General features: G+C 48.4%; 11 protein-coding genes. 7 read left to right on the top strand and 4 right to left on the bottom strand.

All coding sequences use genetic code 11. The features are described 5' to 3' along the window. Positions 1 to 83: 83 nt before the first annotated feature. Together serC and gyrA are read right to left on the bottom strand one after the other, a co-directional pair. Positions 84 to 1,178, bottom strand: coding sequence for a 3-phosphoserine/phosphohydroxythreonine transaminase (gene serC, locus L2712_RS05575; protein WP_248977149.1), 1,095 nt, complete (start codon positions 1,176 to 1,178; stop codon positions 84 to 86). 135 nt (positions 1,179 to 1,313) lie between these two features. Next, positions 1,314 to 3,941, bottom strand: a complete 2,628-nt coding sequence (gyrA, locus tag L2712_RS05570) for a DNA gyrase subunit A (RefSeq protein WP_248977148.1) — start codon at positions 3,939 to 3,941, stop codon at positions 1,314 to 1,316. A 314-nt stretch (positions 3,942 to 4,255) separates the two neighbouring features. Here gyrA and ubiG point away from each other — a divergent pair, with 314 nt between their 5' ends. The 5 genes from ubiG (at position 4,256) to yfaE (ending at position 9,967) form a co-directional block, all read left to right on the top strand. Continuing rightward, positions 4,256 to 4,972, top strand: a complete 717-nt coding sequence (gene ubiG / locus L2712_RS05565; RefSeq protein WP_088905922.1) for a bifunctional 2-polyprenyl-6-hydroxyphenol methylase/3-demethylubiquinol 3-O-methyltransferase UbiG — start codon at positions 4,256 to 4,258, stop codon at positions 4,970 to 4,972. Then, positions 4,965 to 5,657: an HAD family hydrolase gene (locus L2712_RS05560; protein WP_428848610.1), complete on the top strand. Its 693-nt coding sequence runs from the start codon at positions 4,965 to 4,967 to the stop codon at positions 5,655 to 5,657. Before ubiG ends, L2712_RS05560 begins: the two co-directional genes overlap by 8 nt. Positions 5,658 to 6,135: 478 nt before the next feature. Further along, positions 6,136 to 8,424 (top strand): class 1a ribonucleoside-diphosphate reductase subunit alpha, encoded by a 2,289-nt coding sequence (nrdA, locus tag L2712_RS05555; protein WP_248977146.1) that lies wholly within the window; start codon positions 6,136 to 6,138, stop codon positions 8,422 to 8,424. 60 nt (positions 8,425 to 8,484) lie between these two features. Beyond that, on the top strand, positions 8,485 to 9,615 hold the full coding sequence (gene nrdB / locus L2712_RS05550) for a class Ia ribonucleoside-diphosphate reductase subunit beta (protein WP_248977145.1): 1,131 nt from the start codon (positions 8,485 to 8,487) through the stop codon (positions 9,613 to 9,615). Then, positions 9,584 to 9,967, top strand: a complete 384-nt coding sequence (yfaE, locus tag L2712_RS05545) for a class I ribonucleotide reductase maintenance protein YfaE (protein ID WP_088904647.1) — start codon at positions 9,584 to 9,586, stop codon at positions 9,965 to 9,967. The genes nrdB and yfaE overlap by 32 nt, the downstream gene beginning before the upstream one ends. On the opposite strand, the gene L2712_RS05540 is transcribed toward yfaE, so the two are convergent. Continuing rightward, positions 9,968 to 10,423, bottom strand: a complete 456-nt coding sequence (locus L2712_RS05540) for a YciI family protein (RefSeq protein WP_248977144.1) — start codon at positions 10,421 to 10,423, stop codon at positions 9,968 to 9,970. It lies immediately after the preceding gene. Between the two features lie 101 nt (positions 10,424 to 10,524). Further along, positions 10,525 to 12,540 carry an oxidoreductase gene (locus tag L2712_RS05535; protein WP_248977143.1) on the bottom strand — a complete coding sequence of 672 codons (2,016 nt, stop codon included), beginning with the start codon at positions 12,538 to 12,540 and terminating at the stop codon, positions 10,525 to 10,527. A gap of 165 nt (positions 12,541 to 12,705) precedes the next feature. Here L2712_RS05535 and sppA point away from each other — a divergent pair, with 165 nt between their 5' ends. Then, complete coding sequence (gene sppA, locus L2712_RS05530; protein ID WP_248977142.1) at positions 12,706 to 14,547, top strand: signal peptide peptidase SppA; 1,842 nt, start codon at positions 12,706 to 12,708, stop codon at positions 14,545 to 14,547. A 91-nt stretch (positions 14,548 to 14,638) separates the two neighbouring features. Continuing rightward, positions 14,639 to 15,652, top strand: a complete 1,014-nt coding sequence (gene ansA / locus L2712_RS05525) for an asparaginase (protein WP_033540530.1) — start codon at positions 14,639 to 14,641, stop codon at positions 15,650 to 15,652. Positions 15,653 to 15,670 lie beyond the last annotated feature (18 nt).

Raw genomic sequence — 15,670 nt, 5'->3', positions numbered from 1 at the left:
GCTGATTGAATTAGTTGCGTAAATAAAGGGGACCTTTGGCTCCCCTTTTTGTTTTACTCACAGATAAAGTTAACCGGCTTACGTTAGACTGAGTGCTTCTTTGCAAACGCGCGCATAAAGCTTACCAAGGCCTCAACACCGGCAAGTGGCATCGCATTATAAAGACTGGCGCGCATACCACCGACGCTGCGGTGTCCTTTTAAGGCAACTAATCCTGCCGCTTTCGCTTCGGCTAGAAATGCCTCGTTTAATGACTCATCTTTTAAGTAAAAAGTGACGTTCATTTGCGAGCGGTTTTGCTCAGCGACACGATTCTCATAGAGATCACAGCTGTCGATAAAATCATATAGAGTCTTAGCCTTAAGCTGATTCACTTCAGACATCTTGCTTACGCCGCCCTGGGATTTCAGCCACTTAAAGACTTCGGCGGCAAGGTACCAGGCGAAAGTCGGCGGTGTATTAAACATGGAGTCATGTTTTACCGCTAGGCGATAATCCATAATCGAGGCCTGATTGAGCTGCGGATAGGCCAGTAGATCATCACGTACTATCACTATGCTAAGCCCTGATGGGCCGATGTTTTTCTGTGCGCCAGCATAGATCAATCCATAGCGGCTAACGTCAATCTCGCGAGACATAATATTCGACGACATATCGGCAACAATCGGCCAAGGCGAGTTAATCTCATCAAAAATTTCGATGCCATCTACCGTCTCATTCGGACAGTAGTGCAGGTAGCGATAATCTTGCTCTATTTCTTCTAAATTAGGCAATACAATCCTGCTGATATCATTGTCTTTTTCAACAATATTCAGGGTATCTATCTGTTCATCACCGGCTAACTTTCTGGCTTCATCGACAGCTGCCGATGACCAACTCCCATCAACTAAATAAAGGGCTCGCCCGGCTTCACCTAAAAAGTTATTCACAACAGCAGCAAACTGACCACGACCCCCACCATGCATAAAGAGCACATGGTAGTTACTCGGAATATTCATCAGTTCTCTGATGTCAGCCTCGGCCTGCTCGGTAAGCGCGATAAACTCCTTACTGCGGTGACTGATCTCCATCACGGAGACGCCCTGCCCATTCCAATCTAATAACTCCTTTTGTGCCTTTTGCATCACGGGTTGCGGCAACATGGCCGGCCCTGCACAGAAATTATATGTCGCGCTCACTTCTTTCTCCTTTGCGTTTATTGTCAACGGCATTGCGTCAGATAAGGTGCCACTTAATGTTTTATCATATGTTGGTGTTTTACTTGCTAAAACAAAACGAGCGTCCAAAAGGACGCCCGTTTATATACCTAAACCTTATTCGGTAGGCTCAGCCTCTGGCGTATCACCAGGAGCCTGTGTTTCTTCGACCGTCTCGTCAAGGATAGGATTACCCTCTTCGTCGTATTCGGTGTCGTCTTGGATCTCATCGATACGCTGCAAACCCACTACAGTTTCATCGGCCGAGGTACGGATAATGGTCACCCCTTGGGTGTTACGACCAATGCTCGATACGCCTGTTGCAGGAGTTCGAACCAGAGTACCTTTGTCGCTGATCAGCATAATCTCATCGTTTTCCTGAACTTGTACAGCACCGACTACGGCGCCGTTACGTTCACTGACCTTGATAGAGACCACGCCCTTAGTTGCACGACTCTTCGCCGGGTATTCAGATAGCTCAGTACGCTTACCATAACCATTTTCAGTCACGGTAAGAATATCGCCATCGTTCTTAGGCACAATGAGTGATACCACTGTCTGACCATCTTCGAGCTTGATACCGCGGACACCTGTTGCCGTACGGCCCATACCACGAACCTGATCTTCACTAAAGCGTACCACCTTGCCTTCGTTAGAGAAGAGCATGACTTCATTATCACCGTTGGTGATATCAACACCGATCAGCTGATCGCCATCTTTAAGGTTAACGGCAATAATACCGTTTGCTCTTGGACGAGAATACTGCTCAAGGGATGTCTTCTTCACAGTGCCGTGAGAGGTCGCCATGATCACATACTTATCGGCGTCATAATCGCGGACCGGCAAGATAGCGGTAATACGTTCGCCTTCAGCGAGCGGTAGCAGGTTAATGATCGGACGACCACGCGCTTGACGGCTTGCCAGCGGCAGTTGATACACCTTCAACCAGTACATCTTACCAAAGTCAGAGAAACACAAGATGGTGTCATGAGTGTTAGCAACTAGCAGTTTTTCGACGAAATCTTCGTCTTTAACCTTAGTCGCCGCCTTACCCTTACCACCACGTCGCTGGGCCTGGTAATCGCTGAGCGGTTGATACTTGGCATAACCCAGGTGTGATAGGGTTACAACTACATCTTCTTCATTAATCAGATCTTCAAGACTGATATCCACCGCCGAAGCATTCAGCTCGGTGCGGCGCTCATCGCCGAAGTTTTCCAGCACTTCCTGAAGTTCTTCTTTAATCACTTCCATCAAGCGCTCTGGACTGCGCAGGATATAAAGCAGCGCGGCGATAAGTTCGAGTAACTCTTCATATTCGCCTAGAATCTTCTCATGTTCCAGACCGGTCAGCTTGTGCAGACGCAGGTCCAAGATAGCCTGTGCTTGTTGTTCGGTCAGGAAGTAAAGTCCATCACGAATACCATACTCAGGGGCTAACCATTCTGGACGCGCGGCGTCATCGCCCGCTTTTTCAAGCATGCCCTGTACATTGCCAAGTGCCCAACCTTGCTCGATCAACTTCACTTTAGCTTCGGCTGGTGTCGGCGATGCCTTGATCAGCGCGATAATAGGGTCGATATTAGCCAGCGCAATGGCTAGTGCTTCAAGGATATGGGCACGATCACGGGCTTTACGCAATTCAAATACTGTACGACGCGTTACCACTTCACGACGGTGAAGAATAAAGCATTCCAGCATCTCTTTAAGGTTGAATAGCTTAGGTTGACCATTGGTCAACGCCACCATGTTGATACCGAAAGAGGTTTGTAACTGCGTCTGAGCGTAAAGGTTATTGAGGATCACCTCACCCACTTCACCACGCTTCACTTCGATAACGATGCGCATACCGTCTTTATCAGACTCATCGCGCAGACCGCTAATGCCTTCAATCTTCTTATCTTTAACCAGTTCGGCGATCTTTTCGATCAGACGAGCCTTGTTAACCTGATAAGGGATCTCGGTAACGATAATCCGCTCACGACCATTATCTTCGGTTTCGACTGAAGCACGAGCGCGCATAACCGCTTTACCGCGACCAGTCTTATAAGCATCTTCTATCCCTTTACGGCCATTAACGATAGCGGCTGTTGGGAAGTCTGGACCTGGAATATGTTCCATCAGCTGCTCAATTGACAGGCTTGGCTCATCGATAAGCGCCAAACAGCCAGAGATCACTTCTGATAGGTTATGAGGGGGAATGTTTGTTGCCATACCCACGGCAATGCCCGATGAGCCGTTAACTAACAGGGCTGGAATACGGGTGGGCAATACGGCCGGGATCTGCTCAGTGCCGTCATAGTTAGGCACATAATCGACGGTTTCTTTTTCTAAGTCAGCCAGTAACTGATGGGCTAACTTATCCATACGAATTTCGGTATAACGCATAGCCGCTGCAGCGTCACCATCGACCGAACCAAAGTTACCCTGGCCATCGACTAAGGTGTAACGCATTGAGAAAGGCTGCGCCATACGCACGATAGTGTCATACACCGCCGAGTCGCCATGGGGGTGATATTTACCTATCACGTCACCGACAACACGTGCCGACTTCTTGTAAGGCTTGTTCCAATCGTTCTTCAACTCGTTCATCGCAAAGAGTACGCGGCGATGAACCGGCTTTAAGCCATCGCGTACATCGGGTAACGCTCGGCCAACGATCACGCTCATGGCGTAATCTAAATATGAATTCTTTAATTCGTCTTCAATATTAATTGGTGTTATAGATGAAGCCAGATCAGTCATAAACTGCTCGATCCCTTGAAATTTAGCTGACAAAATACTGCTTAAAAACCAGGCAATATATCGTCAAGCCTGAAAACGTGATTTGGCATTCTAACACAGATATTTAAAGGTGCTAGACCCTATTGAAATTTCCCGCCAAATATCTGATTAGCGCAGTAAAGCCTGCTCGATTTAGCTTTAGATGAACGCTTTAACAGCAATCTCACCCTAGCGGTTAGATTTTCGATGGGATCTCCTTTGTTTATCTAAGGCTATGAGTATAATAGCCCTAACATTCTTTCCCCTTCAGAGGTTTGACCGTGCCTAACCAATCTGTGACTCACAATGTCAACGTTGATCCACAAGAAATTGCAAAATTTGAAAAGATGGCTGCTACCTGGTGGGATCCCGAAGGGGAATTTAAGCCGATTCATAAGCTAAACCCCTTAAGGTTGAATTTTATCGATCAGACAGTCGGTGGCTTATTTGGCAAGTCAGTGCTGGATGTTGGCTGTGGCGGCGGGATTCTCTCTGAAAGCATGGCACGTCTTGGTGCCAAGGTAGACGGAATTGATATGGGCGCCGAGCCCCTTGATGTGGCGAAACTCCATGCCTTAGAAACAGGGGTTGAGATCAACTATATTCAGACCACCGCAGAGCATCACAGAGACAGCCATCAAGGTTTGTATGATGTGGTGACCTGCATGGAGATGTTAGAGCATGTGCCCAACCCAGCCTCTGTGATCAAAGCTTGTAGCGATATGGTAAAGCCCGGCGGCTATGTATTCTTCTCAACCATTAACCGTAATCTAAGAGCCTATGTCGAAACGGTTATTGGCGCTGAGTACCTATTAAAGATGTTGCCTGTCGGCACCCATGACCATAAGAAGTACATAAAACCTGCCGAGTTGATAGGTATGGCCGAAAAGGTGGATCTAGAATGCACTGACGCGACTGGCATTACCTATAACCCGCTGACCGATATCTTTCGTTATACCAAGAGCCTGGATGTCAACTATATGATTGCCACGGTTAAGCAACTTGATGACTAAAGCCGGAATAATTAAAGCCGGAATGACTAAGCCAGAATTGATTAAAGGGGTGCTGTTCGATCTCGACGGCACCTTAGTCGATACGGCGCCCGACCTTGTTCAGGCGCTCAATTTGGCGCTGGCTGACTTTGGCTATCCGACTAAATCTTTGGTAGAGGTAAGAGACGCCGCCTCTAACGGCAGCCTTGCCCTGGTGAACGCCGCCGAACCACACATTGATGAGGCAGAAAAGACGGCAATTCAACAAGCTCTGCTGCACCATTATCACCAAGTCAATGGCGATCAAGCGCAGTTATTTGACGGTATAGCCCCCCTGCTTACCCACCTTTGTGAGCTAGATATCCCCTTTGGCGTGGTAACCAACAAGGCTGCACGCTTTGCGCGCCCCTTGCTTCACCGTCTCGAACTGGCCCATTTAATGCCAGCGATTATTAGTGGTGACTCGACAACCCAGAGCAAACCTAATCCCGCTCCGATGCGCTTAGCGGCCCAGCAACTTGGCGTACACTGCAATCGCATACTCTATCTTGGAGATGCCAGGCGCGACCTTGAAGCGGCGTGCAACAGTCAGATGCTCGGTGGGATCGCCCATTGGGGTTATATCGCAAACAATGACCAAGCAGAGCTCTGGCCCCATGATTATGGGTTTACCACCCCAATAGAAGTGATTGAATTGCTAAAGTAGAGTAAGTCGCTGTAAAAGGTGACAAATCGCACATCACCCTCTTGTGTTGTGTGAGTCTATCCAAATCTGAACTTATGGATGTGATTAAGATCCTTTTTTAACGGCGATCGATCCCAAGGATCTGAGCAATATTTTAGCTTTCGGGGCACATCAAATCAGTCGCCTAAAAGTTGACCTAGCGAGGCTATCGTAATTGAAAACAAGGGTTAAAGGTAAGCCGTTACTAACCCCATGCGTTACCCCCAAGATATCCACAACTTGTCCCCTAAAAACCCGCTTGCAATATCGCACCAACCTCACTATCTTGTATCCTATCAAATAAAAAACACCATATATTGTGTATGGTCAGCGGTCGAAGCCACTAGAACAGCTGTAGTGCTCAGGTACTTTTTTAACATCTTCGATTGTTTTTACATGGAAACGTAGGGTGAACATCTCAGCTCACCCATAGCGATATTTAATTCAAGGCTTATCTTCAATGAACAGCAATATGCAAGTCACAAAGCGCAGTGGCGAACGTGAAACTATCGATCTCGATAAGATCCACCGAGTGATCACTTGGGCGGCCAAAGGACTGAATAACGTATCAGTATCAGAAGTCGAATTACGTTCTCACCTTCAGTTTTATGATGGGATCCCAACCGAAGCGATTCATGAAACCATCATTAAGGCTGCAGCCGATCTGATCTCTCCTGAGTCGCCGGATTATCAGTTCCTCTCTGCGCGCCTGGCAATCTTCCACCTGCGTAAAAAAGCCTTTGGCCAGTTTGAGCCGCCAAAGCTTTATGATCATGTTGTAAGACTGGTGGAGATGGGTAAGTATGACACGCATATTCTGAACGACTATAGCCGCGACGAACTTGACCAGCTAGACAGCTATATCGATCATTGGCGAGATATGAACTTCTCTTATGCCGCCGTGAAGCAGCTAGAAGGCAAGTATCTGGTACAAAACCGCGTCACCCACGAAGTTTATGAGAGCGCTCAGTTCCTCTATATTCTGGTGGCGGCCTGTCTGTTCGCTGGCTACCCCAAAGAAACGCGTCTTCAGTATGTGAAAGATTTCTATGACGCGACCTCTACCTTTAAGATCTCGCTACCTACGCCTATTATGGCCGGCGTGCGTACACCTACGCGTCAGTTCAGCTCCTGCGTATTGATCGAGTGTGGAGACAGCCTGGATTCAATCAATGCTACCGCTTCATCTATTGTGAAGTATGTATCACAGCGTGCAGGTATCGGGGTCAATGCTGGCCGTATTCGCGCCTTAGGTAGTCCAATTCGTGGTGGTGAAGCCTTCCACACGGGTTGTTTACCTTTCTATAAGTATTTCCAGACCGCAGTAAAGTCTTGCTCACAAGGTGGCGTTCGCGGCGGCGCAGCGACCCTCTTCTACCCTATGTGGCACCTTGAAGTAGAATCTCTGCTGGTATTGAAGAACAACCGCGGTGTCGATGATAACCGTATTCGTCACTTAGATTATGGCGTGCAGCTTAACAAGCTCATGTATCAGCGTCTGATCCAAGGCGGCATGATCACCCTGTTCAGTCCATCTGACGTACCGGGCCTATATGATGCCTTTTTCGAAGATCAGGCAGAATTCGAGCGTCTATACCTTCAATATGAGCAAGATGAGAGCATTCGTAAGAAGCAGATCAAGGCTGTCGAGCTGTTTTCACTAATGATGCAGGAGCGTGCCTCAACCGGCCGTATCTACATCCAGAACGTCGATCACTGTAATACCCATAGCCCGTTTGATTCCAAGGTTGCGCCCGTTCGTCAGTCAAACCTCTGTCTAGAGATAGCACTGCCGACTAAGCCACTGAACAACATCGACGATCCTGATGGAGAGATTGCACTTTGTACCTTGTCGGCCCTCAACCTGGGTGCGATAAAAAGCCTAGATGAGCTGGAAAACCTGTCAGATCTGGCGGTGCGCGCACTCGATAGCCTGCTCGATTACCAAGACTATCCCATCATTTCGGCGCACAAAGGCTCGATGAACCGTCGTACCTTGGGCATAGGCGTGATTAACTTTGCCAACTACTTGGCTAAAGAAGGCGTACGTTACTCAGACGGCAGCGCCAACGGCATCACCCATAAGACTTTTGAAGCTATACAGTATTATCTGCTGAAGGCATCGATGAACCTAGCGAAAGAAAAAGGTGCATGTCCAGCCTTCCACGAAACCAATTACGCTAAGGGTATCCTGCCAATCGATACCTATAAGCGGGACCTGGACAAGATCTGTGACGAACCACTGCACATGGATTGGGACGCGCTACGTGAGGAGATTAAGACTCACGGCCTGCGTAACTCTACTCTATCTGCACTGATGCCATCTGAGACCTCTTCGCAGATCTCTAACGCCACTAACGGTATCGAGCCACCACGCGGCTTGATCAGTGTTAAAGCCAGTAAAGATGGTCAGCTAAAACAGGTGGTTCCTGATTTCGACAAGTACCAATACAGCTATGAGCTGCTTTGGCAGATGCCAAGCAACGATGGTTACCTACAACTTGTCGGTTTAATGCAGAAGTTTGTTGACCAGTCTATCTCGGCCAACACCAATTATGACCCTAGCCGCTTCCCTGGCTCTAAGGTACCTATGCAGGTGTTGCTCAAAGATCTGCTTACTGCATACAAATATGGTGTGAAGACACTTTACTATCACAACACACGTGATGGCGCGTCAGACAAATATGACGACATTACCGCCATCGAGAAAGAAGACGACAGTTGCGCAGGCGGCGCATGTAAGATCTAACTCTTAGTGTTTTAACCTTTTAACAGGGGGCAAGCGCCCCCTTTATCGGAAGATAGAAAAATGGCCTATTCTACATTTTGTCAAACACCTAATAATGCCCTGCTAGAACCTATGTTTCTCGGTCAGCCGGTTAACGTGGCTCGCTATGACCTGCAAAAGTATGAAGTATTCGAAAAGCTTATCGAGAAGCAACTTTCTTTCTTCTGGCGCCCCGAAGAGGTAGACGTTAGTAAAGATAAGATTGACTATGCGGCGCTGCCGGATCATGAGAAGCATATCTTTATCTCGAACCTTAAATATCAAACGCTGCTGGATTCTATTCAGGGACGCTCGCCAAACGTGGCTTTCCTGCCGCTTGTGTCACTGCCTGAGTTGGAAACGTGGATCGAGACCTGGTCTTTCTCTGAAACCATTCACTCACGCTCTTACACTCATATCATTCGTAATATCGTCAACGATCCTTCTGTTGTATTTGATGACATAGTGCAAAATGAAGAGATCCTTAAGCGCGCCAGTGATATCGCCGATTATTACGACAAGCTGATTGAATTGAGCCAAGCCTATCACCTGATCGGCGAAGGCACCCACGAGATCAATGGTAAAACCATTATCGTCAGCAAGCGCGAGATAAAGAAAGCCCTCTACCTCTGCATGATGTCAGTTAACGTGTTAGAAGCGATCCGCTTCTACGTCAGCTTTGCCTGTTCTTTTGCCTTTGCCGAGCGCAAGGTGATGGAAGGTAACGCCAAGATCATCCGTCTCATCGCACGAGATGAAGCCCTGCACCTAAACAGCACCCAGCATATCCTAAAGATAATGCAAGGTGGCAAAGACGATCCTGAAATGGCAGAGATCGCCAAAGAGTGCGAACAAACGGCAATCGATATCTTCGTAAAGGCGGCCGAGCAAGAAAAAGAATGGGCTAAGTACCTGTTTAAAGATGGCTCTATGATTGGCCTGAACGAACAGATCTTATGTCAGTACGTTGAGTACATCACCAATGAGCGTATGAAGTCGGTCAACCTGACGAGTCCATACGCAGATCAGAGCAACCCGCTGCCTTGGATGAAAAACTGGTTAGAGAGTGATTCGGTGCAAGTCGCACCACAAGAAGTGGAAGTGTCATCTTACCTGGTGGGACAGATTGACGCATCGGTCGATGAAAGTGAGTTCGCCGACTTTGATCTATAAAAACCTGGTTTATAAAGACGCGGTATTTAAGAAGGCTCCTATTGTGAGCCTTCAAGGACAACCCGTGCTCTTATACACCCAAGAACATCAGAGTCTGTTACAGGCACTGGAGCAAAAGAGCGTACGTATCTTTTCCGAGTGCCGTAACGGCTTTTGTGGTGCCTGTAAAACCAAGATCAACAAAGGGTCAGTTGTCTATCACACTGAGCCTTTAGTCGAGCTCGAGGCAGATGAGTGTCTGCCCTGCTGTTGCCATCCAGAAGGCGATCTGGATCTCGCACTCTCGCCCCAAGGGGTTGACGTTGTGGTAAAATCGACGCCACACGCTTTAGCTGATTGCTCTGCCGATTGATCAAATGGCTTTCTTGGCCAGTTTGTGATGCAGTTTATTCACTTCCATCAAGGCAGCACTGCCATACCAAGGATGTAGCTCCATCACCAACCTACCTGCTTTTATGGCCGGATCTGTTGCAGTCAGCACTCTTGCCTCTTCGATACTGATAACATTAAAAAGATAGATCCCTCGAAGCTCGCCCTCTTCGATAAAGGGTCCAGCAAGCACCAATTTACCTTCTTCGGCTAAGTGTTTAATGTTATCTAGATGTGCCCGCTGTAACCGTTTGGCCTCTTCTTCTGATTGACCGCGATTAGGGCCACGCTTTAAAAAGGCCATCACATACAGCTTCATACCATATTCATCGGCGCCTACACGTTCAGCCAAAGCGGCATCGTAATCCTCAGCATATAGGGGGGACGTCGTAGCAAGACTCAGCACCATCCCAAGTGCCAGACTCATTAATTTTGTCATGTTCTTTTTCCTTGTTCTTTAAAGATTAAGGCTAAGGTAGGTCAAGAGCGAAAAAAAAGCTAACTCACTTGAGTTAGCTTTTTATCCTAAACCAGATGATGTTATATCTTGGCAGCAAGCTCGGCGCCTTGGCGAATCGCCCGTTTCGCATCAAGTTCTGCGGCCACATCGACCCCACCGATGAGGTGAACTGGCAGGCCTGTACTTTCCATCTCATCAACTAAAGTACGATTCGACTCTTGACCGGCGCACAGCACCACATTATCGACCTCAAGGATCTGCGCCTGATCACCTAGCTTGATGTGAAGTCCCTGCTCATCAAACTTCTCATAGCTCACACCGCTGAGCATCTCAACCTGATGGTGTTTCGCAACGGCGCGGTGGATCCAGCCAGTGGTCTTGCCTAGGCCCTTACCCATCTTGCTGGTTTTACGCTGTAACAGATAGATCTTACGACTCGTATGCTCAAGTTCAGGATCTGTCAATCCGCCGCGCTCGCCATAGGTTTTATCAATCCCCCACTGCTTGAGCCACTTCTCCGGCTTAAGTGTGGTTGATTCCTGCTCACCAAGGAAATGCGCCATATCGAATCCTATGCCACCTGCGCCAATCAAGGCGACGCGCTCACCTACTTCGACCTCTCCACTGAGCACCTGCTGATAGTTAACAACTTTAGGATCGTCGAAACCTGGCAGCGTCAATGTGCGAGGGACAACACCAGAAGCAATCACTACTTCATCGAAAGGCTCATCTCTTACCACAGAAGCATCTAAGCGGGTATTCAGTCTCAATTCAACCTGATGCTGTTTCATCTGCTCGGTAAAATAGCGAATGGTCTCATCAAATTCCTCTTTTCCCGGGATCTTGCGGGCAAGATTAAACTGCCCACCTACCTCGGACTTAGCTTCAAACAGTACAACCTTATGCCCGCGACTGGCGGCATATATAGAAAACGCCATGCCCGCAGGGCCCGCGCCCATCACGGCAATACGTTTCTTATTAAGGACCGGCGTGAAGTTTAATTCTGTCTCGTAACATGCTCTGGGGTTCACCAGGCAGGTGGCACGCTTAAGGGCAAAGGTGTGATCTAAGCAGGCCTGATTGCAACCAATACAGGTATTAATCAGCTGGCTTTGGTCCGCCGCGGCTTTATTGACAAACTCGGCATCGGCCAAGAAGGGGCGCGCCATAGAAACCATGTCGGCCTGACCGGATGCGATGATCTGCTCACCTATCTCTGGTGTGTTGATACGATTGGTCGCAATAAGAGGCACTATCACCTCTTTTTTAAGCTTTTCCGTCACCCAGGCAAAGGCACCGCGAGGAACACTGGTGGCAATAGTCGGTACTCTGGCCTCATGCCAGCCAATGCCGGTGTTGATAATGGTTACACCAGCCGCTTCTAGCCATTTAGCCAGCTGCACAACCTCTTCCCATGAAGAACCATTGTCCACCAGATCCAACATAGAGAGTCTGAAAATGATAATAAAATCATCGCCCACCTTGCTGCGAATCGCTTTAACTATCTCGACGGGGAACCTAGCTCTTTGGCTGAAGTCACCACCCCACTCATCGCTACGCTTGTTGGTTCTACTGCAGATAAACTGGTTGATAAGATAGCCTTCAGAGCCCATCACCTCGACACCATCATAACCCGCCTTCTTGGCCAGCGAGGCCGAAGTGGCATAGTCTTTAATGGTTCCTTTTACCTGACGCGCCGACATCGCCGAAGGCGTAAACGGCGTGATAGGTGACTTAATCTTACTGGGCGCCAGCGAAAATGGATGATAACCGTAGCGGCCCGCATGGAGGATCTGCATGCAGATCTTACCGCCGGCCTGATGGACCGCCTGAGTCACAACCTTATGTTTAGCCACCTGCCAGGGAAAACTCAGCTGACAAGCATTTGGCGCCAAACGGCCTCTTAAATTAGGCGAAATACCACCGGTGACAATCAGACCAACGCCCCCTGCGGCGCGCTCTTGGTAAAATGCTGCCAGTTTCTCAAACCCGCCCTTTTCTTCTTCAAGCCCGGTATGCATCGAGCCCATGAGTACCCGATTCTTAAGCTGCGTAAAGCCGAGATCTAAGGGTTCTAATAAATGCGGAAACGACATTTAAACATCCTTTTTAAACAAGTGATTTAAATCAGCATACCCCGTGTTTCGATTTAGCTCAATACTCAAACCACTTCAGCCTTTAAGATTCATTTACAATTGTGTTTCGCCCCTCTGGTACTTTTCAGTTAGCATAGAGGGATCAGAGTCATAAAGGAGTGGATAATGTCCGCTAAACCCTCAATATTTAAACGGATCTTTTCTACCTTATGGAAGGTGCTCAATGGCACCCGTAAGGTGATCTTAAATCTATTCTTCTTCGGGTTCATTGCCCTGCTCGTGGTGATATTGGCAGGTGACGATGTGCCAACGATAGAAAACGGTTCGGCCTTAGTGTTAAACCTGTCGGGCAGTGTGGTTGAGCAAAAACGTCAGGTCGATCCTATCGAAGCGGCAATGAAGAGTGGAAATGGAGGAGATAGCGATGGCGAGATCTTACTCGCAGACCTACTAAGCGCAATCGATAATGCGGCCAGCGATCAGCGCATCTCCGCCATCGTACTCGATATTGGCCATCTGAGAATGACGGGGATCAGCAAGTTACAAAGCATCGGTGATGCACTTTCCCGCTTTAAAACTTCGGGTAAGCCAGTGATTGCCAAAGGTAACTGGTATGGTCAGAATCAATATTTCCTGGCTAGCTTTGCCGATACCATCTATCTCAATCCTCAAGGCTCAGTGGAAATCGAAGGCCTAAATCGCTACCGTCAGTACTTTAAATCGGCCCTGGATAAGCTCAAAATTAAGGCCCATGTGTTTAGAGTCGGTACGTTCAAATCTGCGGTCGAACCCTTTATGCGCGATGATATGTCTGACGCAGCAAAAGCCGCCAATAGTGAACTACTCGATGACATTTGGACCAGTTTTGAAGATACCGTCAGTCATAACCGCAGCATCGAACAGCAAGATATTATGCTCAGCGCCGATCGTTATATCGCCGAGTTAGATAAAGCCAATGGGCGCTCTGCTGAGATGGCCATCAATCTAGGTTGGGTCGATAAGCTGGCCTCAGCCGAACAGTTCCGTCTGGATATGGTGGAGCAATTAGGTAAAGCGAGTGAAGGCAACAGCTTCAAGCAGATAAGCTTTTATGATTATAACCACTTGATCCAAACCTTCCCGCCCATGCTGATGCATGATGCCGTCGGTATCATAGTGGCCAAAGGGAATATTCTTAACGGTCATCAGCCTGCGGGTCAGATTGGCGGAGAGAGTACTTCAGCCCTGTTACGCAAGGCCAGATTCGATGACAAAGTAAAAGCGGTCGTACTGCGAGTCGATAGCCCTGGCGGCAGCGCGTTTGCCTCAGAACAGATCCGTCAAGAAGTGCTTGCCCTCAAAGCCGCCAATAAACCGGTTGTTGTTAGTATGGGTACCTACGCTGCGTCGGGTGGTTACTGGATCTCAGCCAGCGCCGATTACATCTTTGCTACCCCGACCACGCTGACAGGTTCAATTGGCATCTTTGGCATGGTGGCGACTTTTGAAGACTCTCTCGCCTCTCTTGGGATACATACCGACGGTGTATCGACCTCTGGCTGGACTAACTTCTCCAGTACACAAGGGATCAGCGAAGAGCTTAAAGCCATCATTCAACGTCATATTGAACGTGGTTATAAAGACTTCATTACTCTGGTATCGACAGAGCGCGGACTTGAGTTGAAAGAGGTTGATAAAATAGCCCAAGGGCGTGTTTGGTCAGGTAAGCGCGCTTTGGAAATTGGGCTGGTTGATGAACTTGGGGATCTACAACAAGCTGTCACGAAGGCGGCTGAGCTGGCCAAGTTAGAGAAATTCGATACTAAGGTGATCGAACAGGAACTATCACCGCAAGAGCAATTTATTCAGCAGATGTTTGCCCAGGCAGCCAGCTACCTGCCGCAGAGCAGCTTTCAAAACAGCGTGCTCGAGCAGTTACTTGGACAAGTCACTAAGGTCGTTGATGAACTCAATGCATTTGACGATCCTAACGGTGTCTATCTCTACTGTGATAACTGCAACTACTGATCGCCGATAAAGCCCGCATAAGCGGGCTTTTTTATTGTGCCTATCCCCAGTATAATCGCGCCACACCTGCAGCAACAAAGCTATTAGAATAATGAAAAAACCCTCAATCTATGTCGCCTATACTGGCGGCACCATAGGTATGCAAAAAACCGATAATGGTTTTGCACCAGTGCCAGGATTTCTCACCGACTGTGTTAAGGCAATGCCGGAGTTTTTTCACCAGGAGATGCCAGATTTTGTGATCCATGAGTATCACCCATTGATCGACTCCTCAAACATGGCACCGACAGATTGGCAGATGATCGCCAACGATATTAAAGCCAACTACGACAATTACGATGGCTTTGTGATCCTCCATGGCACAGACACCATGGCTTATACCGCTTCAGCGCTCTCCTTCATGTTACAAGGACTCACTAAGCCGGTTATCGTCACAGGTTCGCAGATCCCTCTTGCGCAACTTCGCTCTGATGGCCAGACGAACCTGCTTAACGCCCTCTATATCGCCGCTAACTATCCGGTGGCTGAAGTCTGTCTCTTCTTTAATAACAAGTTGTTTCGGGGCAATCGTACCACTAAGGCCCATGCCGATGGTTTTGATGCCTTCGCCTCACCTAACTTTCCGATGCTTTTAGAAGCGGGGATCAAAATTCGCCTAAAAGCCGGTCGCATCAGCGAGAGTAAAGCCAACACCCTGACGGTGAATAAGATCAGTCCTCAGCCAATTGGGGTTGTGACCCTGTACCCAGGGATCACCACTGAGATCATCGACAATATTTTGCAGCAACCGGTCAAGGCCCTCATCTTGCTGACCTATGGTGTAGGTAATGCGCCGCAAAATCCTGAGCTACTTGATTGCCTGCGCCGCGCCAATGAGCGCGGTATCATCTTGGTAAACTTAACTCAGTGTCTACAAGGCAAGGTCAATATGGGGGGTTATGCGACAGGAAATGCCCTCGCCAAGGCTGGGGTGATCAGCGGTTTCGATATGACCACCGAAGCGGCATTAACCAAGTTGCACTATCTACTCTCTACCGATCTCAGTGCGACTGACATCAGGATTAGAATGCAACAGGATTTGTGCGGTGAACTGACCGAAGATTAAAAAAAGCCCCTGCATGCA

This window comes from Shewanella marisflavi, assembly GCF_023283925.1.
In the GTDB taxonomy this organism is placed as follows: domain Bacteria; phylum Pseudomonadota; class Gammaproteobacteria; order Enterobacterales; family Shewanellaceae; genus Shewanella; species Shewanella marisflavi.
Note: the sequence above shows the minus strand (reverse complement) of the source record. Positions and strands in the feature narration are given on the sequence as shown.

Bases quoted from the DNA above. Each gene is read 5' to 3' on its own strand.
- gyrA (WP_248977148.1), bottom strand. From the start codon at position 3,941: ATGACTGATCTGGCTTCATCTATAACACCAATTAATATTGAAGACGAA.
- L2712_RS05560 (WP_428848610.1), top strand. From the start codon at position 4,965: ATGACTAAAGCCGGAATAATTAAAGCCGGAATGACTAAGCCAGAATTG.
- nrdA (WP_248977146.1), top strand. From the start codon at position 6,136: ATGAACAGCAATATGCAAGTCACAAAGCGCAGTGGCGAACGTGAAACT.
- nrdB (WP_248977145.1), top strand. From the start codon at position 8,485: ATGGCCTATTCTACATTTTGTCAAACACCTAATAATGCCCTGCTAGAA.
- yfaE (WP_088904647.1), top strand. From the start codon at position 9,584: ATGAAAGTGAGTTCGCCGACTTTGATCTATAAAAACCTGGTTTATAAA.
- L2712_RS05540 (WP_248977144.1), bottom strand. From the start codon at position 10,423: ATGACAAAATTAATGAGTCTGGCACTTGGGATGGTGCTGAGTCTTGCT.
- L2712_RS05535 (WP_248977143.1), bottom strand. From the start codon at position 12,540: ATGTCGTTTCCGCATTTATTAGAACCCTTAGATCTCGGCTTTACGCAG.
- sppA (WP_248977142.1), top strand. From the start codon at position 12,706: ATGTCCGCTAAACCCTCAATATTTAAACGGATCTTTTCTACCTTATGG.
- ansA (WP_033540530.1), top strand. From the start codon at position 14,639: ATGAAAAAACCCTCAATCTATGTCGCCTATACTGGCGGCACCATAGGT.